General features: G+C 66.8%; 33 protein-coding genes. 11 read left to right on the top strand and 22 right to left on the bottom strand.

What is annotated here, in order from left to right; translation table 11 throughout:
- Window positions 1-165: 165 nt before the first annotated feature.
- From B4K74_RS01135 to B4K74_RS01075, 13 genes are all read right to left on the bottom strand, one after another.
- On the bottom strand, window positions 166-873 hold the full coding sequence (locus B4K74_RS01135) for a phage virion morphogenesis protein (RefSeq protein ID WP_286691394.1): 708 nt from the start codon (window positions 871-873) through the stop codon (window positions 166-168).
- Complete coding sequence (locus B4K74_RS01130; RefSeq protein ID WP_286691393.1) at window positions 873-1,373, bottom strand: phage tail protein; 501 nt, start codon at window positions 1,371-1,373, stop codon at window positions 873-875. The genes B4K74_RS01135 and B4K74_RS01130 overlap by 1 nt, the downstream gene beginning before the upstream one ends.
- The gene (locus B4K74_RS01125) at window positions 1,370-1,570 is read right to left on the bottom strand and encodes a hypothetical protein (protein ID WP_286691392.1); all 201 of its coding nucleotides are present in this window, start codon (window positions 1,568-1,570) and stop codon (window positions 1,370-1,372) included. The genes B4K74_RS01130 and B4K74_RS01125 overlap by 4 nt, the downstream gene beginning before the upstream one ends.
- Window positions 1,509-2,000, bottom strand: coding sequence for a hypothetical protein (locus B4K74_RS01120; protein WP_286691391.1), 492 nt, complete (start codon window positions 1,998-2,000; stop codon window positions 1,509-1,511). Before B4K74_RS01120 ends, B4K74_RS01125 begins: the two co-directional genes overlap by 62 nt.
- Window positions 1,997-2,257, bottom strand: a complete 261-nt coding sequence (locus B4K74_RS01115) for a hypothetical protein (protein ID WP_286691390.1) — start codon at window positions 2,255-2,257, stop codon at window positions 1,997-1,999. Before B4K74_RS01115 ends, B4K74_RS01120 begins: the two co-directional genes overlap by 4 nt.
- On the bottom strand, window positions 2,257-2,718 hold the full coding sequence (locus B4K74_RS01110; RefSeq protein ID WP_286691389.1) for an N-acetylmuramoyl-L-alanine amidase: 462 nt from the start codon (window positions 2,716-2,718) through the stop codon (window positions 2,257-2,259). Before B4K74_RS01110 ends, B4K74_RS01115 begins: the two co-directional genes overlap by 1 nt.
- A complete protein-coding gene (locus B4K74_RS01105) occupies window positions 2,715-3,041 on the bottom strand; it encodes a hypothetical protein (RefSeq protein WP_286691388.1) in 327 nt (108 codons plus the stop codon). The genes B4K74_RS01110 and B4K74_RS01105 overlap by 4 nt, the downstream gene beginning before the upstream one ends.
- Window positions 3,038-3,268: a hypothetical protein gene (locus B4K74_RS01100; RefSeq protein WP_286691387.1), complete on the bottom strand. Its 231-nt coding sequence runs from the start codon at window positions 3,266-3,268 to the stop codon at window positions 3,038-3,040. Before B4K74_RS01100 ends, B4K74_RS01105 begins: the two co-directional genes overlap by 4 nt.
- Window position 3,269: 1 nt before the next feature.
- A complete protein-coding gene (locus B4K74_RS01095) occupies window positions 3,270-3,497 on the bottom strand; it encodes a tail protein X (protein ID WP_286691386.1) in 228 nt (75 codons plus the stop codon).
- Window positions 3,497-3,991, bottom strand: a complete 495-nt coding sequence (locus B4K74_RS01090; RefSeq protein ID WP_286691385.1) for a head completion/stabilization protein — start codon at window positions 3,989-3,991, stop codon at window positions 3,497-3,499. The genes B4K74_RS01095 and B4K74_RS01090 overlap by 1 nt, the downstream gene beginning before the upstream one ends.
- A 119-nt stretch (window positions 3,992-4,110) precedes the next feature.
- On the bottom strand, window positions 4,111-5,097 hold the full coding sequence (gene gpM / locus B4K74_RS01085; protein ID WP_286691384.1) for a phage terminase small subunit: 987 nt from the start codon (window positions 5,095-5,097) through the stop codon (window positions 4,111-4,113).
- A gap of 47 nt (window positions 5,098-5,144) precedes the next feature.
- Window positions 5,145-6,200 carry a phage major capsid protein, P2 family gene (locus tag B4K74_RS01080; RefSeq protein ID WP_286691383.1) on the bottom strand — a complete coding sequence of 352 codons (1,056 nt, stop codon included), beginning with the start codon at window positions 6,198-6,200 and terminating at the stop codon, window positions 5,145-5,147.
- Window positions 6,201-6,269: 69 nt separating this feature from the next.
- Window positions 6,270-7,184: a GPO family capsid scaffolding protein gene (locus B4K74_RS01075; protein ID WP_286691382.1), complete on the bottom strand. Its 915-nt coding sequence runs from the start codon at window positions 7,182-7,184 to the stop codon at window positions 6,270-6,272.
- A 168-nt stretch (window positions 7,185-7,352) separates the two neighbouring features.
- On the opposite strand from B4K74_RS01075, the gene B4K74_RS01070 reads away from it, so the two are divergent.
- The 3 genes from B4K74_RS01070 (at window position 7,353) to B4K74_RS01060 (ending at window position 11,402) form a co-directional block, all read left to right on the top strand.
- Window positions 7,353-9,251 (top strand): terminase large subunit domain-containing protein, encoded by a 1,899-nt coding sequence (locus B4K74_RS01070; protein WP_286691381.1) that lies wholly within the window; start codon window positions 7,353-7,355, stop codon window positions 9,249-9,251.
- Complete coding sequence (locus B4K74_RS01065) at window positions 9,244-10,368, top strand: phage portal protein (RefSeq protein WP_286691380.1); 1,125 nt, start codon at window positions 9,244-9,246, stop codon at window positions 10,366-10,368. The genes B4K74_RS01070 and B4K74_RS01065 overlap by 8 nt, the downstream gene beginning before the upstream one ends.
- A gap of 242 nt (window positions 10,369-10,610) precedes the next feature.
- A complete protein-coding gene (locus B4K74_RS01060) occupies window positions 10,611-11,402 on the top strand; it encodes a DNA adenine methylase (RefSeq protein ID WP_286691379.1) in 792 nt (263 codons plus the stop codon).
- Window positions 11,403-11,658: 256 nt separating this feature from the next.
- On the opposite strand, the gene B4K74_RS01055 is transcribed toward B4K74_RS01060, so the two are convergent.
- From B4K74_RS01055 to B4K74_RS01015, 9 genes are all read right to left on the bottom strand, one after another.
- The gene (locus tag B4K74_RS01055; RefSeq protein WP_286691378.1) at window positions 11,659-12,249 is read right to left on the bottom strand and encodes a cation transporter; all 591 of its coding nucleotides are present in this window, start codon (window positions 12,247-12,249) and stop codon (window positions 11,659-11,661) included.
- Window positions 12,246-15,467: an efflux RND transporter permease subunit gene (locus B4K74_RS01050; RefSeq protein ID WP_286691377.1), complete on the bottom strand. Its 3,222-nt coding sequence runs from the start codon at window positions 15,465-15,467 to the stop codon at window positions 12,246-12,248. Before B4K74_RS01050 ends, B4K74_RS01055 begins: the two co-directional genes overlap by 4 nt.
- A gap of 12 nt (window positions 15,468-15,479) precedes the next feature.
- Window positions 15,480-16,670: an efflux RND transporter periplasmic adaptor subunit gene (locus tag B4K74_RS01045; protein ID WP_286691376.1), complete on the bottom strand. Its 1,191-nt coding sequence runs from the start codon at window positions 16,668-16,670 to the stop codon at window positions 15,480-15,482.
- A complete protein-coding gene (locus tag B4K74_RS01040; RefSeq protein ID WP_286691375.1) occupies window positions 16,667-17,920 on the bottom strand; it encodes a TolC family protein in 1,254 nt (417 codons plus the stop codon). The genes B4K74_RS01045 and B4K74_RS01040 overlap by 4 nt, the downstream gene beginning before the upstream one ends.
- A 56-nt stretch (window positions 17,921-17,976) precedes the next feature.
- Window positions 17,977-18,333 (bottom strand): hypothetical protein, encoded by a 357-nt coding sequence (locus B4K74_RS01035; protein ID WP_286691374.1) that lies wholly within the window; start codon window positions 18,331-18,333, stop codon window positions 17,977-17,979.
- Window positions 18,334-18,987: 654 nt separating this feature from the next.
- On the bottom strand, window positions 18,988-19,614 hold the full coding sequence (locus tag B4K74_RS01030) for a hypothetical protein (protein ID WP_286691373.1): 627 nt from the start codon (window positions 19,612-19,614) through the stop codon (window positions 18,988-18,990).
- A complete protein-coding gene (locus tag B4K74_RS01025; RefSeq protein ID WP_286691372.1) occupies window positions 19,611-20,045 on the bottom strand; it encodes a hypothetical protein in 435 nt (144 codons plus the stop codon). The genes B4K74_RS01030 and B4K74_RS01025 overlap by 4 nt, the downstream gene beginning before the upstream one ends.
- A gap of 975 nt (window positions 20,046-21,020) precedes the next feature.
- Complete coding sequence (locus B4K74_RS01020) at window positions 21,021-21,239, bottom strand: hypothetical protein (RefSeq protein WP_286691371.1); 219 nt, start codon at window positions 21,237-21,239, stop codon at window positions 21,021-21,023.
- Window positions 21,236-21,472, bottom strand: a complete 237-nt coding sequence (locus tag B4K74_RS01015) for a YdaS family helix-turn-helix protein (protein ID WP_286691442.1) — start codon at window positions 21,470-21,472, stop codon at window positions 21,236-21,238. Before B4K74_RS01015 ends, B4K74_RS01020 begins: the two co-directional genes overlap by 4 nt.
- 536 nt (window positions 21,473-22,008) lie before the next feature.
- Here B4K74_RS01015 and B4K74_RS01010 point away from each other — a divergent pair.
- The 8 genes from B4K74_RS01010 (at window position 22,009) to B4K74_RS00975 (ending at window position 25,194) form a co-directional block, all read left to right on the top strand.
- Window positions 22,009-22,347 carry a hypothetical protein gene (locus B4K74_RS01010; RefSeq protein ID WP_286691370.1) on the top strand — a complete coding sequence of 113 codons (339 nt, stop codon included), beginning with the start codon at window positions 22,009-22,011 and terminating at the stop codon, window positions 22,345-22,347.
- Window positions 22,341-22,529: a hypothetical protein gene (locus tag B4K74_RS01005; RefSeq protein WP_286691369.1), complete on the top strand. Its 189-nt coding sequence runs from the start codon at window positions 22,341-22,343 to the stop codon at window positions 22,527-22,529. Before B4K74_RS01010 ends, B4K74_RS01005 begins: the two co-directional genes overlap by 7 nt.
- Window positions 22,529-22,804 carry a DUF2312 domain-containing protein gene (locus B4K74_RS01000; protein WP_286691368.1) on the top strand — a complete coding sequence of 92 codons (276 nt, stop codon included), beginning with the start codon at window positions 22,529-22,531 and terminating at the stop codon, window positions 22,802-22,804. The genes B4K74_RS01005 and B4K74_RS01000 overlap by 1 nt, the downstream gene beginning before the upstream one ends.
- Window positions 22,804-23,019: a hypothetical protein gene (locus B4K74_RS00995; RefSeq protein ID WP_286691367.1), complete on the top strand. Its 216-nt coding sequence runs from the start codon at window positions 22,804-22,806 to the stop codon at window positions 23,017-23,019. Before B4K74_RS01000 ends, B4K74_RS00995 begins: the two co-directional genes overlap by 1 nt.
- Window positions 23,016-23,255, top strand: a complete 240-nt coding sequence (locus B4K74_RS00990) for a hypothetical protein (RefSeq protein WP_286691366.1) — start codon at window positions 23,016-23,018, stop codon at window positions 23,253-23,255. The genes B4K74_RS00995 and B4K74_RS00990 overlap by 4 nt, the downstream gene beginning before the upstream one ends.
- 94 nt (window positions 23,256-23,349) lie before the next feature.
- On the top strand, window positions 23,350-23,772 hold the full coding sequence (locus tag B4K74_RS00985; protein WP_286691365.1) for a helix-turn-helix domain-containing protein: 423 nt from the start codon (window positions 23,350-23,352) through the stop codon (window positions 23,770-23,772).
- A 35-nt stretch (window positions 23,773-23,807) separates the two neighbouring features.
- Window positions 23,808-24,044 (top strand): hypothetical protein, encoded by a 237-nt coding sequence (locus B4K74_RS00980; protein ID WP_286691364.1) that lies wholly within the window; start codon window positions 23,808-23,810, stop codon window positions 24,042-24,044.
- 73 nt (window positions 24,045-24,117) lie between these two features.
- Window positions 24,118-25,194 carry a hypothetical protein gene (locus B4K74_RS00975; RefSeq protein WP_286691363.1) on the top strand — a complete coding sequence of 359 codons (1,077 nt, stop codon included), beginning with the start codon at window positions 24,118-24,120 and terminating at the stop codon, window positions 25,192-25,194.
- The last annotated feature ends 157 nt before the right edge of the window (window positions 25,195-25,351 follow it).

Here is a 25,351-nt window from a genome sequence, read left to right as displayed (position 1 = left end):
CGAGCGGGGGCCCCGTTGTCACCGCCCGAGCGTCTCGCTGGCGACCAAGGGCTGTTGTGCCGTGCGGTGCTGACAAATTGTCTTGCCCCTATGTTCGCGACGCGGTCGCTCACGACTTGAGGGGCGGGTCGCTGCCTCATCCCGCCGCGCGGCGGCCGTGGCGGGCTAGCGCCCTGCCCTGCGGCCCCAGCCGAGGGCGTCGCCGGCATGATCGATGAAGGCGTTGAGCAGCAGCGCCTCGTCGGAGGGTGCGAAACCGATCAGCTCGCGCTGCGGATAGTCGATCTCGGGGCCGTCCGGGGCGACCTGGTCGCGTTCGCCATAGTGGTGGACCCGGGCGAAGCGGGACGCGCGCGAGGTGAACTCGACCCAGGCGGACTCGCTGTCCGCGCCGGCCTTGAGCCAGCGGCTGGAGCGCAGGCCCCGGAACATGGGCTCGGACCTGCGGCGCACCTTGCCCCTTACGCCGCGAGCGCCGGCGGCATCGACCGAGGTGTCAGCCTGCCCCTCGGGCGGCAGCCAGCGGATCACGCGGGACTTCTTGAAGGTGCGCAGGCCGTCGGCCTCACGGTCGAAGCCGACCATCATCTGGCCTTGCTGGCGCCAGCTGCGCATATCGACCAGACGCGGCGGGCCGGACCCGCCAGATGGATAGAGGAATCGGACGGGCCGGGTCGCGGGCTTGGCGGTGCGTCGCGGCTTGCGCTTGGGCCAGCTGGATCCATCGGGCGCACGCTGGGCCGCCATGCGGCGCTGCTGAACGCGGCGGATGTCGCCGGACATCCGCCTGAGCAGCCGGGTGCGCGCCGGCGCCTCAAGCGCGGCCAGGCAGGCGGCGGCGATCTCGTGCAGCTGGGCCAGATCCTCGGCCATCAGGTGACCTCGGGATGCTCATCGCAGCGGGCGATCACCGCGTCGTCCAGATAGACGATATGCAGCGGCGGGCCGTCTTCCATGGCGAGCGGCTCGGGCGGTTCCAGGTAAATCAGGTCGTGGCCGCCGCCCGGGCGGGGTTCGAACCGGTAGGCCTCGGTCAGTCTGAGGTCGATGTGGATGTCGTATTTATCCTCGTCAAGCAGCTCGAACGTCAGATCCATGCCGCGGGCCGTGGCCTCCGGGCTAGAGATCAGGTCATGTTGCCAGCGCAGGATCCAGAGCAGGAGCGGAACCGAGACCTCGGCCGGGTCGCCGGCGAAGTCCAGCATGGCGATCTCGAGCGTGTAGCGGTACTCGAACGCCTGACCCGGCCGGGCCGAGGCGAACAGGCCCAGCTTGGTCGCCGCCATCTGCAGGCGGTAGGGATCCGTCTTGAGGCCATGGCGAGGGTCGAGGGCCGCAGTCAGGGCGGCGCGAATGGCGTGCGGCTTTTTCACGGCTCGACCCCGAGCGCGCGCAGCCACTCATCCTCGTCGGCATGTTCGCCGACATGGACGTCGACGGCGGTCTGACGGGCGATGTCGCAGTGGACGAGGGCGACGGCCTGATCGACCAGCAGCTGCTCGAGGGTGTCAGCGGACAGCTTGCTCGGCAGCTCGAGCAGGCGGCACGGCTGGATCGCGCTTTCCGGCATCTCGCGCCGGGGCGGCGTCACCGTGACCGGCACAGACGGACGTGCGAAGGTCGCACAACCGCTGCCAGGAATCGCGCAAAGCAGCGCCATCGTCAGGAAGAGGGATCGAGTCATCGGCCTGGGCCTCTCGTTGCAGGGCAAAATCATGGGCGACCGCATCGGCGGCCTCGCGGTCAGCGGCCGCCTGTTCAACCAGGCGCGTGGTCTGGCGGGCCCCCGAGGCCTCGGCCGATCGGGCGCCGGCGTCGGCCGTGGCGACGGCCGCCTTGCCCTCGGCCACCTCGGCCCGGTGCTCGGCCGCGTTGAAAGGATCCCAGCGGAAGCCGAGCGAGCCCAGGACCTGGACGCCGGCCACGGCAAAGCAGATCAGCGCGCCGGCGATCAGGATCCAGTGGACCGGGGTGAAGCGGGAGACGTCGCGGAATTTCACGACGGGGCCAGCCCGATCAGGAGGCCGATCACCAGGCCGATCGCCAGAAGGATCCATGCGATGATGATGACGTGAGCGCCTTCGCCATAGGTGCCGATCGGCATCCAGCGATAGATCAGGGCGCCAACGACGACAGTGATGATGAAGGCCCAGGCGAACCCGAACCAGACCGTTGCGGCACCACTGATGGCCACCAGAACAAGGGCGCAGCAAAGCAGCAAGGCCAGCCCCAGCCAATCCCCCATGAAATCCGGCATCAGCGTGCTCCCTTGCGGCCAGCCCACCAGCTGGCGACGTCGAAGGTCGGGCAGGCCTTGACCCACTCGCCCGGCTCGACCTTGCCGTTGCCGTTGCGGTCAGGGGACAGGTCGCGGTGTCCGCAGACGCGGGCCGCGGCATGGCGCGCCGCAAGGGTGCCGAGCAGCTGCTCGAGCGCGGCATACTGTTCGGCGGTGAAGTTGGTCTCGACCGTCATGTCGGGCTTGACGCCGCCGACCATGCAGATGCCCAGGCTGTTCGCATTGTGGCCGGCCACGTGCGCGCCCATGACGCTGTCGGCGCGCCCCTTTTCGACAGTGCCGTCGCGGCGGATGACATAGTGATAGCCGACGTCGCGCCAGCCCCTGGCCGTGTGCATCGCGCGGATCTCGGCGACGCCGATGTCGCGGTTGGCGGGGGTGGCTGAGCAGTGGACGACCAGCAGGGCGATGCGATTCATAATTCCGGTTCCTCGGGTTTGTCGAAGTCGACGTCGAGTTCGATGCCGCCCGCCTTGACGCCGAGGCGTCCGGCGCGGCCGAAGGCCAGGGTGACCATGACCAGGGCGACGATGAAGGTGCTGGCCAGGCCCATCCAGGTAGCGCCCTGAATGCGGGCCAGCCAGACGCTTTCGGCCTCGGGAAAGCGCCCGTGCTGAAGCCACCACTGGACGTGCGCGGCCAGCGCCGTGGCCACCATTCCGCCGCCGAGCATCAGGGCGAAGCGGATCATGGGCAGGGCCTTCAGCAGGCCGAACAGCTGACCGGATTTGAGGCGGATCATGATGCGTCCCTCTCGAGGCGGTCGCGGATCCACGCCACGTCGCGCTGCACGGCGACCAGATCCCCATTGGCGAGGGGCTGGGTCCGGTCCTCGAGCGTCTTGAGGCGCTGCTCGCCCTGGGCACCGAAGAAGACCCAGCCCGCGACCGTGATCGAGGCGGCCCAGAGGAAGGCGACCTTTGACCAGTTGATCGGCGGATTGATCGGAAGGGTGTGATGGGCGGTCATGTCAGTCCCACAGGTTGATTGTGGGCGGGGTCGCCGGGGTCGTGGCGGCGGCAGGGATGACCACGCGCTGGCCGGCCGTAAGGAAGGGCCCCTGATCCGCGAGGTTCGGGTTGGCCGTCATGACCTGTTCGACCGCGGGCGATCCTTTGCCCAGGGTGCGATAGACCAAGGCGTCGACGGTCTCGCCGGCTTCGGCCTCGACGCGAATTGCGGATGTGAGCCGGGCCATCAGAGCGCCTCGGCGATGACGCGGGTGCGGCCGAGGAAGTCCCGGACAGCCCAGGTGACGTTGCGCGTGTGGATGCAGATGTCGGCCGACAGCTCTTCGGCGCGATCGGCGCCGGCCGAGGTCAGGCGCGAGCCGATCTGACGCTCGGCCAGATCCGCGCCGACGACGGAATAGACCGCGCGATTGAAGCGCAGCACATAGTCACTGACGCCGTCGATCTGCATGCGCGCCGGTACGTCCTGCAGACCGGCGTGGCCCAGCTCGACCTGCTCCGCGCGCCAGTCGGCCAGCGCGGTCGCGATGTCCAGCATGGCCTGAGACACCGCATCCCGCAGGCGGCCGGCAGTGACATTGGTGTCGACCCGGATGGCCTCGCGCACGGCGGTGATGTTCATATTCGGCCACCAGCCGTCGAACACGACCGTATCCGCCTCCGGGGGCTCGACCGGGGGCGTGCCGTCAGTGTTTGGAGGATTGAAGACGATTCCGGACATGGCGTCCCAGAGGCGGAAAGATGGACCGGCCTACGGCGGTGGGGGACCGGCGCGACGCCCGGCGGATTGGGACGCCGTCGTCTGCCGGTCCCGCCGCCGAGCGCCGGGGGGCGAAGGTGTCAGCTGCCTTGGCCGTCCTGTGCGGACGTCTCGGCAGCCGGAGGCTGTGTGTCGGCTTCGGCACCGGCCTTTTTCAGGGCGCGCTGCAGCTTCTCGATGTCTTTCTTGACGCCAACGCGCTCGTTGAGCTCAAGCGCGCGCAGGTAGCAGCGCAGCGCCTGGCCCTGACGCGCGGTCAGATCCTCGGCATCGTCATCTCTGGCGCCGGCCAGAACCGCCAGGCCGAGCGCCCGGTGGAGCTTGGCCGTGATCTCGTCGTGGATGTCGGCATCAACCAGCTCGATCAGATCCTCGAGCTCGGGCAGGACCGCTGCGGGGAAGTTCCGGGCTGCGTCCTCGCCGGTCTCATAGGCGCGGATGGCGGCGTCGGCGATCTGCTCGACCACGAAGGACGGGGTCGCGCGCTTGAAGCGATCCGGCATCGTGAGACCGAACAGCAGTGCATGCTCGACCATGGGCATGGCGCCCTCGAAGTCGCCGACATCGATGCGCCAGGCCATCAGGGTGGTGAAGACTTGGTCCAGCGGGCCCGGCGCGACCTTGCCCGCCTTGATCACGCCGTCGATCCAGCCGCCATAGGTGGGCAGAAGTTCGGCCTTGAGCTCGATCTTGCGCTCGATGGACTGGATGTCCTTGAGGCGACGCGAGTCCTCCTGCAGCTGCAGCATGATCTTCGCGGCCGCGCTTTCCAGCTCGCGCTGATTGGCGCCGTTGTCATTGTCGCCCATGGCCTGCAGATCGACGCCGCTGGCCGCCAGTATGCGACCGGCGCTGGCCGCGATCAGGAAATGCTTGCGACGGGCCGCAGGGGAAGGCTGGCGCCGCCCCGCGCGGGGAAGCGGCGGATCCATGTCGGCCAGGACAGACGGAGCGGGCCGGGCCTTCTTGCGGCCACGCGTCTTTTCGGCCGCCTGATTAGCCGCCTCGGCCTCGGCCGCTTTGCGGGCTTCGGCCTTTTCACGGGCAAGGGTGGCGACGGACTTCACGGATCAGGCTCCTGGGTGGATGAGAGGCGAGGACGATGGCGCGCGGGTTATTCCTCCGGCGTCAGGCCGAACTGGATGTTCTCAATCAGCAGGGCGTAGTCGTAGTCCTCGACCACATAGGCCTCGTTGACCGACTCGTAGGTCTCGATCCGGTCGCGCTTGGCGTTGTCCACGATGGTCCGGCGACGGGTGTTTTCCTGCTCATAGATCGACAGGTTGTCGAAGCGGGTGATCAGGATGGAGTTGTCCGGCACGAAGGGCACCTTGACCGCGCCATGGCCACCGAGCTCGCGCTTGGACAGAATGACGTCGAGGGCCAGCTTTTCGGTCGGCTTCTCCTCGCGATCGACGAAGGGGAAGTACTTGTCGTGCAGCAGACCGCCCCCGACGATGGCGACCAGGCCGGTGTCACCCTGGGCCCAGGCGGGCAGGAAGGAGTGGACGGCGTCGAACACCAGGGCGTCGAGGTTGCGGTAGTCGCCGACGCCGGCGGTCGGATCGATGATGATCAGATCCTCTTCCTTGGCGCCTTCCGCGAAGACGTGGGTCGGCTTGTTGGCGCGGATCTGTTGCAGCCAGCCGATGTTGACGTCCTGCAGCAGCGGGTTGGCCACGCGATTGGTGACGGTCGCGGCCGAGGCGCCGTTGAAGCCGATCATGATGCGATCGCGGGCCTGTTGCTGGATGACCTGGTTGCGCATGCGCAGCTGGAAATCCTTGAACTTGGCCCAGAGGTCGATCTTCGAATATTTGACGTGGGTGTCCGAGTTCGTCTGCTTGCAGGTGTACAGATCGTTGTCGAGCGTGGTCGGGTCCTGGGTGGCACGATCGGCCGCATCGGTGTCGGTGCGGCTGGCCAGGGTCGAGCCGATGCCGAGGCCCAGCTTCTCGGCCTGCTGTTCGGACACCGGGACGATGTTGATGCGGGTGAGGAACTCGGACGATTCCCGCTGGCGCTCGATCAGGGTTTGCTGAACCGACGGGGTGACGGTGAAGCTCTGACCCGCGCGAACAACGTCGGGGTCAACGCCATTCAGGGTGGCCTGCTGAGCGAGGTATTGATTGAACTGCAGGCGGGCGGCGTTGCTGAGGGCGTTGCGCATGTCGGGTTTCCAGTCGGGCGATGATCAGAGGGGCGGTGCCGGAGGGCGTTAAGGGACGGACGGGTGGCTTCAGCAGTCGGCTAGCTGGCTGCCGGTTTCGCTGCCCGTGGCGGCGGGGCGCTGCGAATAGCCGGCCGACGGAGTGTTCTCGATCTGGGCCGTGAGGCCGGCGAACTCGCTCTGAAGGCGGGTCATTTCGGCGCGGTGCTGGGTCGCCATGGCCTCGCGATCGGCCTTCATGGCCGAGGCCATGTCGCCGACCAAGGCGGTGAAGCCCTGGATCAGCGCGGCGTTGCCGTCAGCGCCCTGCGCAGGATTCTGCGGCTTCGGTTCCGGTTCGGGCTTCTTGCCGTCGATCAGGGCCGAGAACTTGGCCAGCACCTTGTCGAAGGCGGACTCGGTCGAGGTGTTCGGGGCGGCCTCGAACTCGATGGTGGTGTCGATCAGGGCCGAGAACAGGCTGGTCGTGTGCTGTTTGCGCGCATCGAGGGCGGCCTTCAGCTGCTTGGCGAAGTCCGAGTCGGCCTTGGCGGTGAACTTCAGGGCCTCGGTGCCGAGGCTGGCCGGGTTGTCGGTGACGGCCAGGCCCATCAGGTAGCACTTGCCGGTCCCGGCGAAGTTCGGCTCGACCTCGATCGAGGTGTAGATCTTCTGGCGGGCCTTGTTGAACTTGATCAGCTGATCGGTCGGGTCGATCTGGGCGAACAGGGCGAGGCGCTTTTCCGTCTTGCCGTTGAGCTCGATCTCGACCTCTTCGGTCTTGACCGCCAGCACGTCGCCATAGGCGATGAAGGGGCCCTCGGCCGAGAAGCCCTTGATGTGCTCCATGTTGACCCGGGCACCGAAGGTCGCCGGATTGTAGCTGGCGGCGATGTCGAGCAGCCAGTTCCGCTCGATGGTGCGGCCATCGGAGGCCGTCGCGCCCTCGACGGCGACACGGAAGAACTTGGACTTGGGGGTCGACAGAGCGGTCGTATCGGACATCGGGGCCTCGGGTGATGGGCGTTCGAAGCGCCGGATGCGGCGCGGATTGATCGGGCCGCAGATCACCGCGATGCGGCGCGCCTTCTCAAGGCGGGGCTGTTGTGCCGTGCGGTGCTGACAACAGGGGGGCGAAGGGCCGTCGCGCGCGCGCGGTTAGCGTCCGCCCCGATGAAACAGCGGCCCACCAAAGCGGAAGGCGCACCGGACGGCGGTCCCGCCGATCTGGGGGCGATGCTTGCTGCCAACAGCGGGTTCGGGTTTCCGGTCGCGGCCATGCTGGACGCGCGGCGCGCGGCCAAATTCCTCTATTGGGCCTGCTGGCGGCTGTGTGACATCGCCGAGCTGATGGGCGTTCCGGAGGGCACGATCGCCAGCTGGAAGGCGCGCGAAGAGTGGGACAAGGCCAGATCGGTCGAGCGCATGGAGGGGGTGACGGAGGCCCGCTATATCGCCGTCGCCATGAAGGACCGGAAGTCCGGACTGGACTTCAAGGAGTTGGACCTGCTGGGCCGCCAGGCTGAGCGCTTCGCCCGGATCCGCAAGTTCGAGGGCGGCGGCAATGAGGCGGACCTGAACCCCAAGGTCGCCAATCGCAACGCCGGGCCGAAGAAGAAGCCCGAGCGCAACCGCATCACGCCGGACCAGGCCGAGATACTGAAGGCGCGGTTCCTTGAGATCCTGTTCGACTATCAGGCCGGGTGGTGGTCGAAGCGCGAGCTGCGCAGCCGGAACATCCTGAAGAGCCGGCAGATCGGGGCGTCCTACTATTTCGCGCTCGAGAAGCTGATCGTCGCGCTCGAGACCGGCAAGAACCAGATCTGGCTGTCGGCCTCGAAAAGCCAGGCTCATATTGCACGCGGCTATGTCCGGGCGTTTGTCATGGAGACGATCGGGGTCGAGCTGAGCGGCGATCCGATCCTGATCGATCGGGGCGAGGATGAGGACGGGCGGCCGCTGGAGCAGCCGACCCTCTACTACCTGGGCACCAATGCTCGGACGGCGCAGGGCTATCACGGCGATTTCTACTTCGACGAATATTTCTGGGTCTTCGGCTTCCAGGTGCTGAAGAAGGTCGCCTCGGGCATGGCGATGCAGAAGCGGTACCGGAAGACGTTCTTCTCGGCGCCGAGCTCGGTCACGCACGAGGCCTATCAGTTCTGGACCGGTCAGGAGTGGAACAAGAAGCGGGCGAAGGATCGCCGCATCGACTTCGACACCAGCTGGAAGGCGACCAAGGATGGGCTGTTGCTGCCCGACCGGATCTGGCGCCAGACCGTCACGATCGAGGACGCCGAGCGCGGCGGCAACGACCTGTTCGACCTGGAGGACCTGCGCGACGAGTATTCGGCGCCGGAATTCGCCAACCTGTTGATGTGCCAGTTCGTCGACGACACCCTGTCGGTGTTCCCGATGACGATCCTGACGCCGTGCATGGTCGACGAGCAGGAGGTATGGCCCGACGTCGACCACGTGCGGATCACCCTGGGCTTCGGCAAGCCCTATGACGGTGAGGTCTGGCTGTCATACGATCCGAACGGGGATGGCGAGAACGCCGACGCCGCGGGCCTGATCGTGCTGGCCCCGCCCCGGACGCCGGGCGGCAAGTTCCGCGTGCTGGAGCGTCGGCAGTTCAAGGGCAGCGACTTCACCGAGCAGGCCGAGGTGATCCGCGAATACACCAAGCGCTACAACGTCACCAAGATCGACATCGACAAGACGGGCATCGGCAATGCGGTCTTCCAGTTGGTGCGGACCTTTTTCCCGCGCGCGACCGGCCATCAGTACGACGCCTTTGTGAAGACCCAGATGGTCTACAAGGCCCTGGACGTCGTCACCAAGCACCGCATCGAGATCCCGGCCGGCTTTACCGACCTGCTCGGCGCGCTGATGGCGATCCGGCGGACCATGACGGCATCGGGCCGGCACGTGACCTATGAAGCCAGTCGCACCAAGAACAGCGGCCACGCCGACCTGGCCTGGGCCCTGTTCCAATCCCTGATCAATGAACCCATCGAAGCCGCCATCGGAGGCGGCTCGAGCTCTCGCGTGGTGATCTCTGATGACTAGCCCCCTGCCCCGTGCCCGCCAGCTGGCCCGCGCCCGTGCCCGTAGCGGCGTCGAAGCCATCCCGCGCGAAGAGCGCGGCGAACTGTCGATGGCCGCGCGCATGTCGCAGGACGCGTCACCCGGGCCAGCCCTCGGCCTCGAGGCCTCGACCGCCACGGCGACCGCCTTTGCCCTGGGGGATGCCGAGCCGGTGCTGAACCGGCGCGACCTGATCGAGTGTCTGGACTGCTGGGAGGTTTCGGGCGTCGGCGGGCGGTATTATCAGCCGCCGATCGATCAGGCGGTGTTGTCGCGCGCGATGAATGTGACGTCGCACCACGCCAGCGCGTTCCGGGTGAAGATCAACCAGCTGGTCCGCGATTTCATTCCGCACCCGATGCTGAGCCTCGAGACGTTCGAGGGGCTGACGCTCGACTACCTGGTCATGGGGCAGTGCTACGTCGAGCAGGTGACCAATCTGGTCAATCGGCCGATGGCGCTGCGCCGCAGCCTGGCCAAATACACCCGCCGAGGCGTCCAGCCCGGCGCGTTCGTCTTCCTGTCGGCCTATCTGAAGGAGCACTGGTTCCGGAAGGGCGCTGTGCTGCAGCTGATGCAGCCCAGCCTGGATCAGGAGATCTATGGCGTACCCGACTATCTGAGCGCCCTGCAGTCGGCCTTCCTGAATGAGGCGGCGACGCTGTTCCGGCGCCGGTACTACATCAACGGGGCCCACGCCGGCTTCATCCTGTATGTCGGCGAAGGCGGGCTGAGCGATGCGGACGCGGCCGCCATCCAGGGCGCCGTCAAGAACACAAAGGGCGTCGGCAATTTCAAGTCGATGTTCGTCCACCTGCCGAACGGCAAGAAGGACTCGATCCAGATCCTTCACCCGGGCGAGGCCGCGGCCAAGGATGAGTTTGTCGGCATCAAGAACGCCACGCGCGACGACGTGCTGGCCGCGCACCGCGTGCCGCCCCAGCTGCTGGGGGTCATCCCCCAGACAGCAGGCGGGTTCGGCGACGTCGAGAAGGCCGAGGCCGTGTTTCACCAGGCCGAGATCATCCCGCTGAAGATGCGCCTGCGGGCGATCAATGAGTGGCTGGGGATCGAGGTGGTGCGGTTCCGGGATCGGTGACGCCGGCGTTTGTCAGCACCGCACGGCACAAACGGCCGGGGCTATCCGGGATCAGGGCTGGTGTGATGGACCGTCGCCGTCCCCGGTTCAATAGAGGCGGGGGCCGGGTGCGCTAACACCCGAGCCGCCGAGCAGTAACTCAGCACGTCCAGGGGTGCACCCCCTTCTCGCCCCGCCACCGGCCTGACCGGCGGGCGCTATCCGTGATTGAGTCGCTTGTGAACGCAACAACCCTCCTGCCCGTGAACCCTATTTCCCCGGTCGCCGCCTATATCGGCGGCAAGCGCAATCTGGCCCGGCGCCTGTGCGCCCTGATCGAGGCCACGCCCCATGATGCCTATGCCGAAGCCTTTGTCGGCATGGGCGGCGTTTTCTTCCGCCGGCGCACCCGGCCGAAGTGCGAGATCATCAACGACCTGTCGGGTGAGGTGGCCAACCTGTTCCGCTGCATGCGGGCGCACCCAGGCCCTCTGTGTGACCTGATCAGCCTGCAGCTGCACTGTCGCGCCGATTTTGACCACCAGCAGCGGGTGGACCCGACGCAGCTGACGGACCTGCAGCGTGCCGCGCGGTTTGTGTTCCTGCAGAAGGTGGCGTTCGGCGGCAAGGTGACCGGTCAGGACTTTGGCATGTGCCGCGATCGGGCCAGCCGATTCCAGGCGTCAAAGGTCGGGGCCGACCTGATGGCGGCGGGCCGTCGCCTCGAGACCGTGGTCATCGAGCAGCTGACCTGGTCGGACTTCGTGCGCCGCTATGACCGGCCGGGGATGCTCTTCTATCTGGACCCGCCGTATTTCGACTGTGAGGGCGACTATGGGCCCGGCATGTTCGACCAGGGCCAGTTCGAGCTGTTGGCCGAGCAGATGGCCGGGATCCGGGGCCGGTTCATCCTGTCGCTGAATGACAGGCCGGAGGTGCGCCGGATCTTCGGCCGGTTCAACATCGAGGGCGTGGGCACGCACTACAGCCTGCAGGGCAAGGGAGCGAAGCCTGCGGGTGAGGTGATCATCACGGGCGGGGGCTCTCGCCCCTGACGAGATGGTAGAACAAAACGGGGTCAACCCCGTTGCTTTTTTTCGCGCGCGCGGCGATGACCGGAGCGGGTCGGCAGTCAGGACGTGGTGATGGGCCGATCAGCTGACCATTCGCCGCGCGTGGTCGACCTGATCCGCGCCGGCAATACAGTCGTTTGGGAGTGTGAGGTCTGCCGGCGTCGCGGGCCGGCCGACCTCGTGGCCCGCCCGATAGAACGGGCGTCCTGTCGTTGGGGCGTCGGGTCGGAGCCGCGCCTCAGTCGGGCACCACATCCTTCTTGGCGCTGCGCAGGATTTCGATGCCGCCTTTCACAGCAATCGCCGCGACCAGCATACCGACGACCAGGTCTGGCCAAGCCTTATCCAGCCACATGACCAGGCCGCCGGCGATTAGGATGCCGCCGTTCGAGGCGAAGTCGTTCAGGCTGAACGTTTCGGCGGCCTCCATGTTGACGTCGCTGGACTGATCCCGCCGCAAGAGGACCAAGCAAATCAGGTTCACGATCGCCGCGATCAGCGCCAAACCCATCATCGTCCAGCCAACCGGCTCTGTGCCGAACCACCAGCGCCGGCCGACATCGATCAGCACACCAGCAGCGAAAACAAGCAACAGGATGCCAGACAGGCGCGCCGCGCCCCGTTTCCAGGACGCGGCCCGGCCGATCGCCACGAAGCTGATCAGGTAAACGATCGAATCCGAGGCATTATCGACGGCATTGGCCAGCAGCGCACTGGAGTCGGCCATGATGCCGCCGATGCCGAGACCCAGAAACAGGAGAGCGTTGAGGATGAGGACGATCAGCAAGGTCCGCCGCTGCTGATCGTCCGCCGAGGTGGTCTTGCTCAATCTTCCAGTCCTTCCGAAGCACGGTGCCGCACCGCCTTGGCGGCGAAGGTCGGCAGCACGAGCAGGGTCAACGCCGTCGCCGTCAAAAGGCCCCCGATGACGACGGTCGCGAGCGGCTTCTGCACCTCGGCTCCGGCTCCGTGCGCCAGAGCCATCGGGATGAAGCCGACGATTGCAACCAGAGCGGTCGTCAGCACCGCGCGCAGCCGGCTGGCGGCACCTTCGATTGCCGCCACCTTGGCAGGCAGGCCCTCGTTCAGCCGTTCCCGGATCGCTTGCATGAGCACCAGCCCGTTCAGGGTAGCGACCCCGGACACGGCGATGAAGCCGACCGCCGCCGAGACCGAGAAGGGCATACCCCTCAGCAGGAGGGCCAAGGCGCCACCGACGAGGGCGAGCGGCACGCAGACGAAGACCAGCCCTGCCTCGGCAAATGAGCCGAGCGCCATGAACAGCAGCACGCCGATCAGGACGAACACGATCGGAATGACAATGCTGAAGCGCTGTTCCGCCCGTTTCAGGTTCTCGAACTGTCCGCCCCAGTCGAGGTAGACGCCAGCCGGCAGCTCGATCTCGGACACCCGATCCTGGGCGTCGGCCACGAAGCCGCCAAGGTCACGGCCCCGGACGTTGGCCTGGACCACCATGCGGCGGCTGCCGTTTTCGCGGCTGATCTGGTTGGGACCCTCACCGGTCTGGATGCGGGCCACCGACGACAGGGGCACGACTACGCCGGTATCCGAAACCACCGGCAGGGCCGCGAGCGCTGCCGGATCGTTTCGCGCGGCTTCGGGCAAGCGCACGACGACGTCGAACCGCCTGTCACCTTCGAAGATGGTACCCGCCTCGGCGCCGCCGATGCCGGCCGAGACCGCTTCGCTGACGTCGGCCGCCGACAGACCATAGCTGGCGGCGGCGATGCGATCGACGCTGACGGTCAGGGTAGGCAGGCCGGACGCCTGCTCGACCCGCACGTCGGCCGCGCCGGTCGTCTCCCGAAGCGAGCTCGCGACCTGATCCGCGACCCGCTGGAGAGTACCGAAGTCGTCGCCATAGACCATGACGGCGAGGTCGGTTCGCACCCCCGAAATGAGTTCGTTGAAACGCAGTTCGATAGGCTGGCTGAACTCGAAATTGTTGCCAATCTGCTGGCCCGCGATTTCCTCGATGCGTTCGATCAGCACCTCCTTCTCTAGCCCCGGATCAGGCCATTCGCTGCGATCCTTCAGGACGATGACGCTGTCGGAAATATTCGGCGGCATGGGATCGACCGCCGCCTCTGCCGTTCCGGTGCGCGAGAACATGGTCTCGACCTCGGGCTGCGCCGTGATGGCGCGCTCCAGCGCCATCTGCATAGTCAGGGATTGTTCGAGCGACGCCGAGGGCACGCGTAGGGCCTGCATGGCGATGTCGCCTTCGTCGAGCGTCGGGATGAACTCACGCCCCAGGGACATGAAGGAAGCCCCGCCGATCGCGAGCATGGCCAGGGCAGAGATCAGCACGATCCTGGGCCGTGCGACCGCCGCCTTGATCGCTGGCTGAATGAACCGACGGGCGAAGCGTAGAATCCAGGTCTCGTGTTCGACCGCCTGTCCGTCTGGATCGACGTGGACCGTTTTGGGATCGCGCACGAGCAACGCCGTCATGGCGGGTACGAAGGTGAAGGAGAAGATGAAGGCACCGACCAGGGCCAGCATGACGGTCGCACCCATCGGCTGGAACGTCTTGCCCTCGACGCCTTCCAGCATCAGCAGAGGCGCGAACACCAGCAGGATGATCAACTGTCCAAACGCCGCCGGTTTGACCATCTGCCGTGCCGACTGGACCGCGACTTCCAGACGCTCATGCCGGGTCAGCATGCGCCCGACCGCCGCCCGACGCTGAGTCAGCATCAGCAGGGTGTTCTCGATCACCACGACTGCCCCGTCGACCATCAGGCCGAAGTCGAGAGCGCCCAGGCTCATCAGGTTTCCGCTGATGCCGAACTGGTTCATGCCGATGACCGCGAACAGGAAGCTAAGCGGGATCATCAAGGCCGTGATCGTGGCCGCGCGAATGTTACCGAGCAGCAGGAAAAGCACCAGCACGACCAGCAAGGCGCCCTCGGAGAGATTGCGGGCGACGGTCGCGATGGTCGAATTGACCAGTTCGCTTCGGTTCAAGACGGTGGTGGCAACGATTCCGGGCGGAAGACTGTCGTCTACCTCGGCCAAACGATCAGCCGCCGCCTGTGCCACTGTGCGGCTGTTGCCGCCCGCTATCATCAGGGCCGTACCGAGGACAGCCTCGTGGCCGTCGCGGCTTGCTCCACCCAAGCGCGGCTCCTGTCCAATCTCCACTGTGGCGACGTCGGCGACCCGCACGACCAGACCTCCGCGATTGACAACCGGGGCCTGCGCCAGATCCTCAACCGTACTCGCAAGAGCGTCCGTGCGAACGACGAGAGCCTCGCCCGCGCGCTGGATGTAGCCGGCGCCGGCCTGAGTGTTGGCGCGCTCCAGCGCTTCCACGAGATCACTGAGGCCGAGGCCGTAGACGGACAGGCGGGCGGGATCGGGACGAACAGCGTATTCCTTGACGTAGCCGCCGACGGTGTCGACGCCCGCCAGACCTTCCGCGCTGCGCATCTGCGGCGCGATGATCCAGTCCTGAACGGTCCGGAGATAGGTGGCGCGTTGTTCGGGCGTCGTCAGCCGCTCTCCTTCAGGGGTCAGATAGACACCGCCTGGCTGCCACCCCGGCTGCCCAGGCTGCGCCAGGTTCTGACTGTTGAAGGGGACGTAATCGACCGTCCACATCAGGACCTCGCCGAGGCCGGTCGTAATGGGCGACATCGCGGGCTCGACGCCTTCCGGCAGTCCTTCTCGCGCCGCCGCGAGCCGTTCGGCGACCTGCTGGCGCGCGAAATAGATGTCCGTCTGGTCGGTGAAGATGGCCGTGATCTGGCTGAAGCCGTTGCGCGACAGCGATCGCGTGCTGGTCAGGCCGGGAATGCCCGCCAGCCCCGTCTCCAGCGGATAGGTGACCTGTCGCTCGATCTGCTCCGGGGCCAGCGCCGGCGCAACCGTGGTGATCTGCACCTGCCGGTTGGTAATGTCGGGCACTGCGTCAATTGGCAGCTTGGTTAGTTCGAACAGGCCCAGCCCGGCGACGAGCACAACGGCGATGACGACGAACCAACGGAAGCGGACCGACGCCGCGATAATGGCATTGAACATGTGCGTCGTTCCCTAGTGACCGTGCTCGGCCTCGCCCTTGGCGAGCTCGGCTTTAAGAAGAAAGGCGTTGGTTCCGGCGACACGTTCATCGCCAGTCAGGCCACGCAGGATTTCGGTCCGATCTCCGGCCCGACGACCGACCAGCACCGGCACGACACGGAAACCCGTCGCGGTGCGCACGAAAACCACGGTCCTGCCCTCCACCGTCTGGACAGCCTCGAACGGCACGGTCAGCGTTCCCGACGTTTCGCCAGTGACGATTACGCCAGTGACCGCCGAGCCTGCCGGCGGAAGCAGCGATCCGGTGGGGCGGGCGCGAATTGCGGTTGCGCCGCTCTCCACGCCTGCACCGGCCGCCACGCCGGCGACGACCGCATCGAACTCGCCCGCCGGGCCCTGCACGCGCATAGTGGAGCCTACGCGAACCTGACCTGCGAGCGCCGGGGGTGCATTGAAGACGATCTCGACGCGCGCGGGGTTGGTGACCTCGGCAATCACCCCGCCCTGGGCCGCGAAGCCGCCTGGCCCGACCTGGACGCTGGTGACCACGCCGGAGATTGGGCTGGTAACATTGAGTCTTCCCGAGGCACTGGGCGATCCAGCCGCGGTGGCGCGGGCGCGGGCAGCGCGGGCCGCAGCCTGGGCGCTTAGCGCCTCGGCATGAGCGATCTCGGCGTCCCGGCGGGCTACGACGCCCTGATCCGCGAGGCTTTCTTCGCGGCTGTGCGCCTGTTCAGCGGCAATGGCATTGGCCTCTGCCGCGTCGGCATCGGCGCGAAGGCTTGCGGCGTCGCCGCTGACCAGCACGACGAGTGGCTGCCCGGCGCGAACGGATTGGCCTGGCGCAACAAGAACGCGCTCGACTCGTCCAGCAACGGACGCGGCGACGGCGGCCCTGGCATCGGTCATCGGCTCGACCCGGCCCGACAGGCGCGTTTCGCCGCCGCCGCCGCCGGTCACGGCGACGATGGCGATGTCGGCGGCTGCGATCTGGGCCGCCGTCACAACAATCACGCCCTCTTCGCCATCCTCTTCGTCCCCGGCGTGATCGCCTTCTTCCTCGGAATGTCCTGCTTCACTCGCAGCTGCCGGGGCCTCAGCAGGTGAGCGGATCATGGCAAAGAGGCCTGCACCGCCCAGAACGACGATGGCGGCCACCCCGGCCATCAGCCAGGTCTTGTTGATCGTAGGTATGCGTTTCATAGCGATGTTCCAAACGGGAGGCGGCCTTGCAGGCGCGCGAGGTCAATTTCGGCTCGGGCCCTCGCGAGGCGGGCGTCGACGGCGGCGTTGCGGGCGGCGATGAGCGCCGCGCGGGATGAACTGAGTTCGAGCTGCGAGATTCGACCGGCTTCAAAGCCAATCCGTGAGAGGCGATATGCCTCCTCGGCGGCAGTCACCCCTGCGTCGGTGGCCCACACGCGGCTGCTGGCTGACCGAAGCCTGGCCTGGGCACTGGCAAGGTCGGCCTGGGTCGTCTGCCTCGCGGCCATCACGCGCGCGTCAGCAGCGCGAAACTCGGCCTGTGCGGCGTCGTAATTGCCCCGGTTCCGGTCGAAGAGGGGCAAGGGCATACTGACGCCGAAAGTTAGAGCGGTGGCGTCTTCAGCCTCGTAGCGGCGGACGCCGACCGACACACGAACGTCCGGCCGTGCTCGCACCCGCTCCACCTCGATCCGGCGTTCAGCGGCGTCGCGTTCGGCCTCCGCCACTATCACCTCCGGCGACGTCGAGGAGATCGTGACGGCGGCGGGGGGTTCGCGGTCCAGCAGGCTGTGTTCAATTGAAGTGGCTGGGCTCGGCAGCATCGCCACAGCGGTCAGTCTTGCGAAGGCGGCGTCCCGTTCCGCCTGGGCTTCGTCAAGCGCCGCCCTTGCTGCCGCTGCTTCGCTCTCGGCCTGGATGCCGCGAAATAAGGGCTCACGTCCCTCTTCCACCAGGAGCATCAACGCCCGAGCGTCGGCGATCGTGATAGCAAGAGCTTCCTGCGCAAGGACGAAGCGTCGATCAGCGGCCTCGGCCTCTGCATAGGCCAGCGCAAGCCTGCCAGCGGCATCGAGGGTAGCCAGATCTAGCCGCAGAGCGGACGTTCTACCTTCAGCCTGGGCCACGGCGACCCTGGCGCCTCGCCGTCCCCAGAGTTCCAGGTCCTGGCTGACGGACAGGGTGGTTTCGGCGTTCCCGTACCCTGAGAACGGGCCGGTTCCGAAGGCGTTTTCACCTTCCAGACTGAGTTCGGGGTTCGGCCGAACGCCAGCTTGACGCACACGGGCTTCGGCCGCATCGACCAGCGCCGCAGCCTCCAGCGATCCCGGTGTGAGCCCAATGCGCTCAAGCAACTTTTCATATGACGGGACAGGATCAGCCCATGCGGGACCGATCGTGCCGGTCGCCATAGCGACCACGACGCAGCCGATCGCGAGACGCGACCAGCCATATTTCAGGGGTGACATGCTTCATTTCCCAGAGATTCCAGACGATTCACTCGCGCCGAAGGCGCAGGGCACCGTCAGGCTCTGGGAGGACGCTTCAGACCGCTAGGGGCGCGAGAGGCCAAAGGCTCGGCCGTCGGCCGTAGAAGGTTGAGCGCGACGGCAATCGTCAACGTGGCTTGTTGAAGCGAGGAAGGCATCGCGCTGCCGCTGTGATGACAGTGGCCGTGCGAACAATCGGTGTCGCGGTCGGGACCAGACGGCAGATCACCACCGTCGTCGGCGACTGCAGCCGCCGCATGAGCAGGCTCCAGCTCCATGGCGCAAGCCGCCGCATCGACCGTGGGAATCAAGACGAACACGGCTACGAACAGCGCGAAAAGCGCCGACGCCAATCCGAATTTGCAACTGACGCTCGACATTGTGGCTGTCATAGCACTGAGCTCACTTAAAGCTCAAGCGAACTTGGACTCGCGGCCGGCAGCACCGGCTATGACGACGCGGTATGTTCCCAACGCGACGCCTCCGTCCTAGCGCGGGCAGCGCCGATGGTCGTGCTTGGAAATGGAGCTTCTGAAGTGCCGCCAACAGCCCATTCCTGACTTAACCCGCGCGCTCGTCCCCCCACCTCGCCCGCGGGCTTCGCGTGTCGAATTCCTTGCATGCTTGACAGGGGCTGGGAGGCCCGCCCGGTGCGGCTGGCGTTGATGGGTGGCGGGGTCCGCGCGCATTGCGTTTCCTTGCAGCCTGAGGCCTCACAGGGGTGCTTACGGGGCTCGCAAACGCTGCCGCTGGCCGATCTGGCAAATCCCCGTCCCCCTCCCCTTTCGCCGAGCCTGCGACCGAGGAAGCAGATGGCGAGGGAGGCTGTTCAGTCGGGTCATGGCGGGTGGGTCGGAGGGCGCGTGTACGCGCCCCCGGTGCCGGTTGGGGTGTTTCTGCCGCCGGTGGCGGGGTGGATCCTGGAGATTCCGGGTCTCGCGACCAGCGAGACACCTCTCAATCCTGGCATTCTGCCGTCTCGCGACCAGCGAGACGCCCTTATATTGATCGAGGATCCGGATTCAGAACCCTCACGCCACTCACGTTCATTCCAATCGGAACCGGTCGCGCGCGGCGGAGTGATCGGCGATGGCGTTTCCAAGGCCGCTCAGAGCCGCCGCCAGTTCGGGCGAGGGCTCAGGGCGGGGCCAGTCAGGGTTCTTGCGTCGGGCCAACGCCTCGATCATCTCGAGCGCCTTTCGGGGCAGGTTGATCCAGTAGGCGTTGGACGTCTGCACAACCTGGGGGCCGCGGAGCCCGTCGCGTCCCGTCCCTACCCAGCGGCGCCGCCAGTCGAGGAAGCCGTGCTCGCGAAGCTGGGCCTTCCAGCGGTGGATCACCTTCAGCGGCACGTTACGCGCCTTGGCCAGCCAATTCACCGAGGGCTCGATCCGTCCGTGGCCCTTGACCGCCATGTTGCAGAGCAGCTCGTAAAGCTCGACGGCGCCGGCGCTGATCGTGCCGGGCGCGCCCCAGCGCTGGCCCGGCTGGCGCAGGTTCTGTCGGTAGACCTTGAGGGCGAATATCCGGCGATTGGCCTGCTCTCGCGTCAGGCGCTCCCATTTTTCGCCGCCTGCAGGGCGGCTGTTGCGCCTCACCTTGGACAGGGTGCGCCGGTGCGAAGGCTCGGGCGCCCGAAACTTGTGGCCGGGCTCCATCGGGACGGCCGTCATGCTGCCACCCCGTGGTCGAGGGCCGAGCGCACGCCCTGAAGGCGGGCCTCGACGCGCAGGAGGACCGGCTCGATCTCGCGCTTCTCATACTCGGTGATGACGCCGTCGGCCTGGGCCAGGCGCACCAGCCGCTGGGCTGCGGCCATGTCCTCGGCCGCCTCGCATGCTTCGCTGAGTGCGCAGGCCGCATCAGAGGGCTGGGCCAGCTGGCGTGCCAGGGTGGCGCTGTAGAGCCGCCAGTTCTGATGCACCTCGAGGAAGGCGATCGCGCCGATCGGCATGGTCCGCCCCTTGGCGGGATCCCGGCAGTCATAGAGGTGGGTGCGCCCCATCTTGAAGGGGCTGGTCTCGAGCAGTTCGAGGCACCGGTCGGGCCCTCCGCAGGCGTCCTGCAGGGCGCGCGCGTGGAAGGCGTGCTGTCGCACGTTCATAGGATTCGTCCCTCACGAATCCGCCTGACAACCGGTCAGCTTGGCGCACAGGCTCACGGTCACGCGGCAAGCGGTGCCGCGCGTTGAGCAAAAGGCGTCCCGATGACCGTCCGTAAGGCGGCCATGGTTGGCTGTGATGAAGGCAAGCCGAGTGCGTCGGCCCGCTGTGGCGGGAGACGAGACGGGCACGTCCCGAGCCGCGAAGGTCCGCCCCCGGCGGGGCAAGGCGACCCGGTGGCCGCGCGGCCGCGACCGCCCTTGAGCGGCCGAGACGCTCGGCTTGCCGATGTGGGTGGGCACGTCATCAGTGCGGAGGCTGGATGCCCGGCCGATCAGTCGACCGGGTCGGTCAGCACTTCATCCGCAGAGCGCATCTGTCGCTCGCGGTCCTGGCCCAGGCGGGCAAGCAGGCATCGCCTCAGGGCGCTGACGTGGCCCCTCGAGGCCCGGCGCCTTGACGAGGGCCAGGTATTCGGGACGAACCGGGAACGAATTTCGGACGGAGAGTCAGTGCGGACCGAGGGCGCCGAGAGGAGACGCCCTCCCCTCACCGCTGCGTTCCTGCGAATGGGACGACGCCCCGCCGGCGCGCGAGGGGAGGCGACGCGCCGACGGGACGCTCAACCGCTCCGGTCAGGCGGGCGGCGAGGCTGGGGTGAAGCTGGGTGCGGGCCATCATCTCAGGCGGCCTCACAGAAGGGCTGCCCCGCCGGCGCGCGCATGCGTATGGACGCGCCGGCGGGGGCCTCTACCTTGGCAGGGCTGATACACACCAAGGAGAGATTCGGATGGACGAACTGGACCGGCGAATCCTCGAGCATGTCCGTCCAGTGCGGGAGGTCCTCGCACTGGCCATGGCCGAGATGGAGCGCGGGCAACCCGGGGGCATCGACCGAATGGAAGCCCTGCTGGATCACCCCAGCCAAGAGCTGGCGACACGATCCGAAATGGAGAGAAGCGAATACCGTCACAGGCTCACGCTCCTGCGCCTGGCGCGTCAGTGGGCGGCTGCTTCGGCCGGCTGAAGAGCTTTTCGTAGTAAGCTCTTTCGTCAGCCTCGTAGGCTTCGCGCCGAGCCTTGGCGCGGGCATCGCGGGTGGCCAGTCGCCAGATGGCGACCGCAATGCGACCCAGAATATCGCCGAGCGCCAGCCACCCCCCCAGAAGCCCTATGATGACGAAGGTCTCGCTCATGCGCTGACCTCGGGGACTGCCGGGATGACGCGGACGTCGTGGAGATCGGGGCGCAGGGTTGCGACCGGCAGCTCGCCGGCGCTGAGCCGGTCAAGGGCGATGGCCTGTTCGGCGGGAATGCGCTCCTTGCCCGTTTCCCAGTCGCTCACGTGCCCCCGCGAGCTGATGCCCAGCCGTCGAGCAAGTTCAGCTTGGGACCAGCCTCGCGCTCGTCTGAACTGTGGAATCAACATCATGGCCGCAGTGTTCGGATTATCCGACGTGAGAGTCAACCCCAATCGTTCGGATAATCAGGGCCGACTTAGCCAGGGCCAGCGACCATGATCCGGCCTATGAACACGAAGGTCGTAAAGCGCGCTTCGGTGCCACCATCCCAGCTCGGGCATCGATGGTACCTGGCTGAATGGGCCGCTCATCTGGGCAAGATCCAGGCAGATGCCCAGCGCGATCTAGGCTGGCCTAGAGCCAAAGCGAGTGACCTTTGGAACAATAAGCAGCGCTATACGCAGGAGAGCGTCGACGAGGCGGCGGCTTGGCTTGGCTTGGCGCCCTACGAGCTTCTATTGCCGCCCGACGAAGCTATTGGGCTCCGGCAGCTGCGAGAGGCTGCGCATGCGATCATAGGCCAAGGACAAAGCAAGGGCCGATAGAAGCCGCTTTTGGGGCGCGCGAATCGAGGCCTGATGAAACGGTCGGATTATCCGACTATTACCCCTTGACTCATTTGTCGGATTATCCGAACTTCTCCCCCAGATTGAGGGAGAGTTTCGTGCTGACAACCGCCACCCCAGACCCGCAGAGCCCGTTCCCCGCCACGATCGTCCGCCGCTTCTGCGCATGCGGCGCGACGAACCGCTGCCGCTGCGACCTGCCCCCGGCCCGGTCGGGCTGGACCGTTGAAGGGCTGGCCGAGCTGCGCCAGCTGATGCGCGACCACGCAAGCCTCGAGACCGTGGCTCTGCTCACCGGCGCATCCCGGCGGGAGTGCAATGTCGCGCTCAACGCCCTGGTCGGGCGCACGCCAGCACACGCCCTGGCGGCGCTTGAGGCAAGGAAGACGCGCCAGTGCGGCCGGGATGCTCGCGGCCAACGAGGCGCGGCATGCTGACGGTCAAACAGTTGATCGCCCACCTAGACGCACTGGCCCTGCCGGATGCCGTCGTCTTCGCCCAGGGCGCGGACGGTGTGCCGTTCGCCCTGCAGGGCGGCTATCCGGGGGCAACGTCAGAGGGCCTGCACTACGTCATCCTGGCCCCGATCAGCCTCACCACCATCGATGGAGGCTTCTGATGGCCGACGGAACCGCATTTGAGACGTCACCCGACGTCCTGACCTCAACGGCCCAGGGGCGCCTGCGCACGCTCGTCGAGCGCCTCGAGCGCCTCGAGGAGGACAAGCAGGCCGTCATGGGTGACATGAAGGAGGTTTTCGCCGAGGCCAAGGGCGAGGGCTATGACGTGAAGGTGCTGCGCAAGGTGCTGCGCATCCGCAAGCAGGACAAGGCCAAGCGCCAGGAGGAAGAGGCCATCCTCGACCTCTATCTGTCCGCGCTGGGGGAAGTCTGATGGCGGCGGCACCCGATCAGATCTGTGCCGAGATCCAGCGCCGCCTGGAGGGCTCGGGCCTGGCCTTTGCCCTGGTCCTGTGGGTGCCCGGCCAGGCCGGCCGGGTCGAGTCCGTGAGCATGTCGGCCCATCCCGTCCATCAGGACGAAGCGACCACGGCCCTGCGCTGTGTCGCCGACCAGGTCGATGCCATTGCCCGGAGGGATGCCCGATGAGCCAGCATAACATCGTGGGCAGCGAGGTCGGCTCGCGTCGCCCCATCGCCTATCTCAGTCGCTTGCCCGAGCGACGGCGACCGCGCAATCCGGTGGCCTGGCTGTTCGCTGGCGTTGCCGTCGCAGGCATCGGCCTCGGCCTGGTCGATTCCCTGCTGATCGGGCGGCCGGTGACGATCTTCGTGGCCATCGCCGTGCTGGTCATCTGGCGGCTTTGGCCCGAGCGGCGGGCATGAAGCGCCGACACTTCCTCGGCCTGTTGGCCATCCTTCTCGCGGCCTATCTGCTCGCTTGGCTGGCCGCATCCACCCTGAACCCCGGAGCCTGACCATGTCCGACACAGCCAGAACCCCTCACCCAATCGACGTCCAGGTCGGGCAGCGCATTGCCAGCCTGCGCCAGCAGCGCGAGTTCAACCAGTCGCAGTTGGGCGCCGCGATCGGCGTGACCTTTCAGCAGGTCCAGAAGTACGAAAAGGGCACCAACCGGGTTTCGGCATCGAAGCTGGCCCTGATCGCCGACTTCCTGAGCGTCGAGGTCCAGGACCTGTTCCCGCCGCGTGAGGACCGCCAACTCGGCCGCGCGGCGGAGCCGTCGGCCATCTATCGCCTCGGCGCGACCGGTAGCGGGCGCGAGCTGGCCAGCCTGTTCGTCAGCATGCCGCGCGATCGGCGGCTTTCGCTGCTGAGTGTCGCCAGAGCTATCGCCGGGCCCTCGGCCGGCGAGCTGGCACGCGAACTGGAAGCCGCCTGACGGCGCCCCGGTGCCAGCACATTGAGAAGCCGCCCATGACCTCCGCTGCCACAGACCATCGCTCGAGACCGCGCTCCCGAGAGACGTGGCGCAAGGATGATGTGCGAAAGGCGGTAGAGGGCGCACTGGCCGGGGGCTTGCCGATCGGCCGCATCGACTTCCGGCGCGACAGCTTTTCGCTGATCGCGCTTGACGACTCTCATCCCGCTTCAGAGGCTGAGCGCTGCGCTCGGCTGATGGAGGATGCGTTCAGCGAAGGTGGCAGCGATTAAGCTCAGGTACGTCAGGAACAAGCGAGGCAACCTGTTCTGGGAGCCGACGCCGACCATGAGGGCTCTCGGCTTCTTGCCGAAGCCCCTGGGCCCTGACGCGCCACCTGCGTGGGCCGAGGCGCAATCCCTGTACGAAAAGTGGCTGCGGGCCCGCGACGGCAGCGAGACGTTCACGGTCGAGGAGACGTACCCGCCCGGCTCGCTGGGTGAGTACTACCGGCTGTTCAAAGCCAAATCGAAGGCCTGGCGAAAGAAGGCGCTGCGCACCAAGGAAGACTACGAGCGCGCCTGGAAGCACATCGGCCCGCATCTGGGGCGCAAGACGATCACCAAAATCAGCGTGACGGACATTGAGGACTTCGAGGAAGTGCTCGACACCACGCTGTCGCCTTCGGAGCGCTACCGGGTCATGAAGTGCCTCCGAGCGCTGTTCGCCGACGCGATCGTCCGGCTGCGGCTCAACATCAAGTCTCCTGCCTTGGCCGTGGCCAATCCCCAGCCCCAAGGGCGTTCGCAGATCTGGCTAGGCTCCGAGATCCAGAAGCTGGTCGCCGGCGCCTATGAGCTGGAGATGGACGGTATGGCCGTGGCCATCATGATCGCCTGGGACACCCTGTTCTCGCCAGTCGACGTGCGCACCCTGACCAAGCAACAGCTGAGACGGGACGCGGTCGGCTGGTACCTGCATCGCTCCCGGACCAAGACAGACCGGGAAGCCTTCGGTCACCTGTCGGACGAGACTGCGGCCGCGCTGCAGGCCTATCTGAAAGATCTCGGGGCTGACCTGCTACCGACCGCCGCCCTGATCCGCCGCAAGAGCGGCAAGGCCTATGCGCTGGGCGTGAGCGGCAAGAACTACTTCGCGCAGGACTTCCGCGCTGTCCGGGCCCACGTCTTCCCCGGAGATCAGCGCCAGTTCCTGGACATCCGCAGGTCGGGCAACGTCGAAGCCGACGCCGCTGGCGCGGACAAATCGACCATGGCCGAGCTGCTGGCCAACAGCATGGACAGCAGCGCCTTCCTCGACGCCACGTACACGCCGGCGACGGTGTCCAAAGCCCGACAGATCGCGGTCACGCGGGAGCAAGGGCGGGAGCGGCTGGCGGCCGAGGTTGATCGGGTGTCGGGGCGTTCCAACCGGAGAGCATAAGCCCTATGAGGTGCTAAGAGCGCAATGGCCCCAATCGTGGACGCCCCCTCCGCCACGGAAAGGCACTGGGTTTTCCGACCGGCCAATTCGATATTGTCGATCACCGGCGTGCTCCCAGACCTTTTGAGTGCCAGTACCGTGGTCTATGATCTGCCAC

The organism is Brevundimonas sp. UBA2503, assembly GCF_002341485.1.
Lineage (GTDB): Bacteria > Pseudomonadota > Alphaproteobacteria > Caulobacterales > Caulobacteraceae > Brevundimonas > Brevundimonas halotolerans.
Note: the sequence above shows the minus strand (reverse complement) of the source record. Positions and strands in the feature narration are given on the sequence as shown.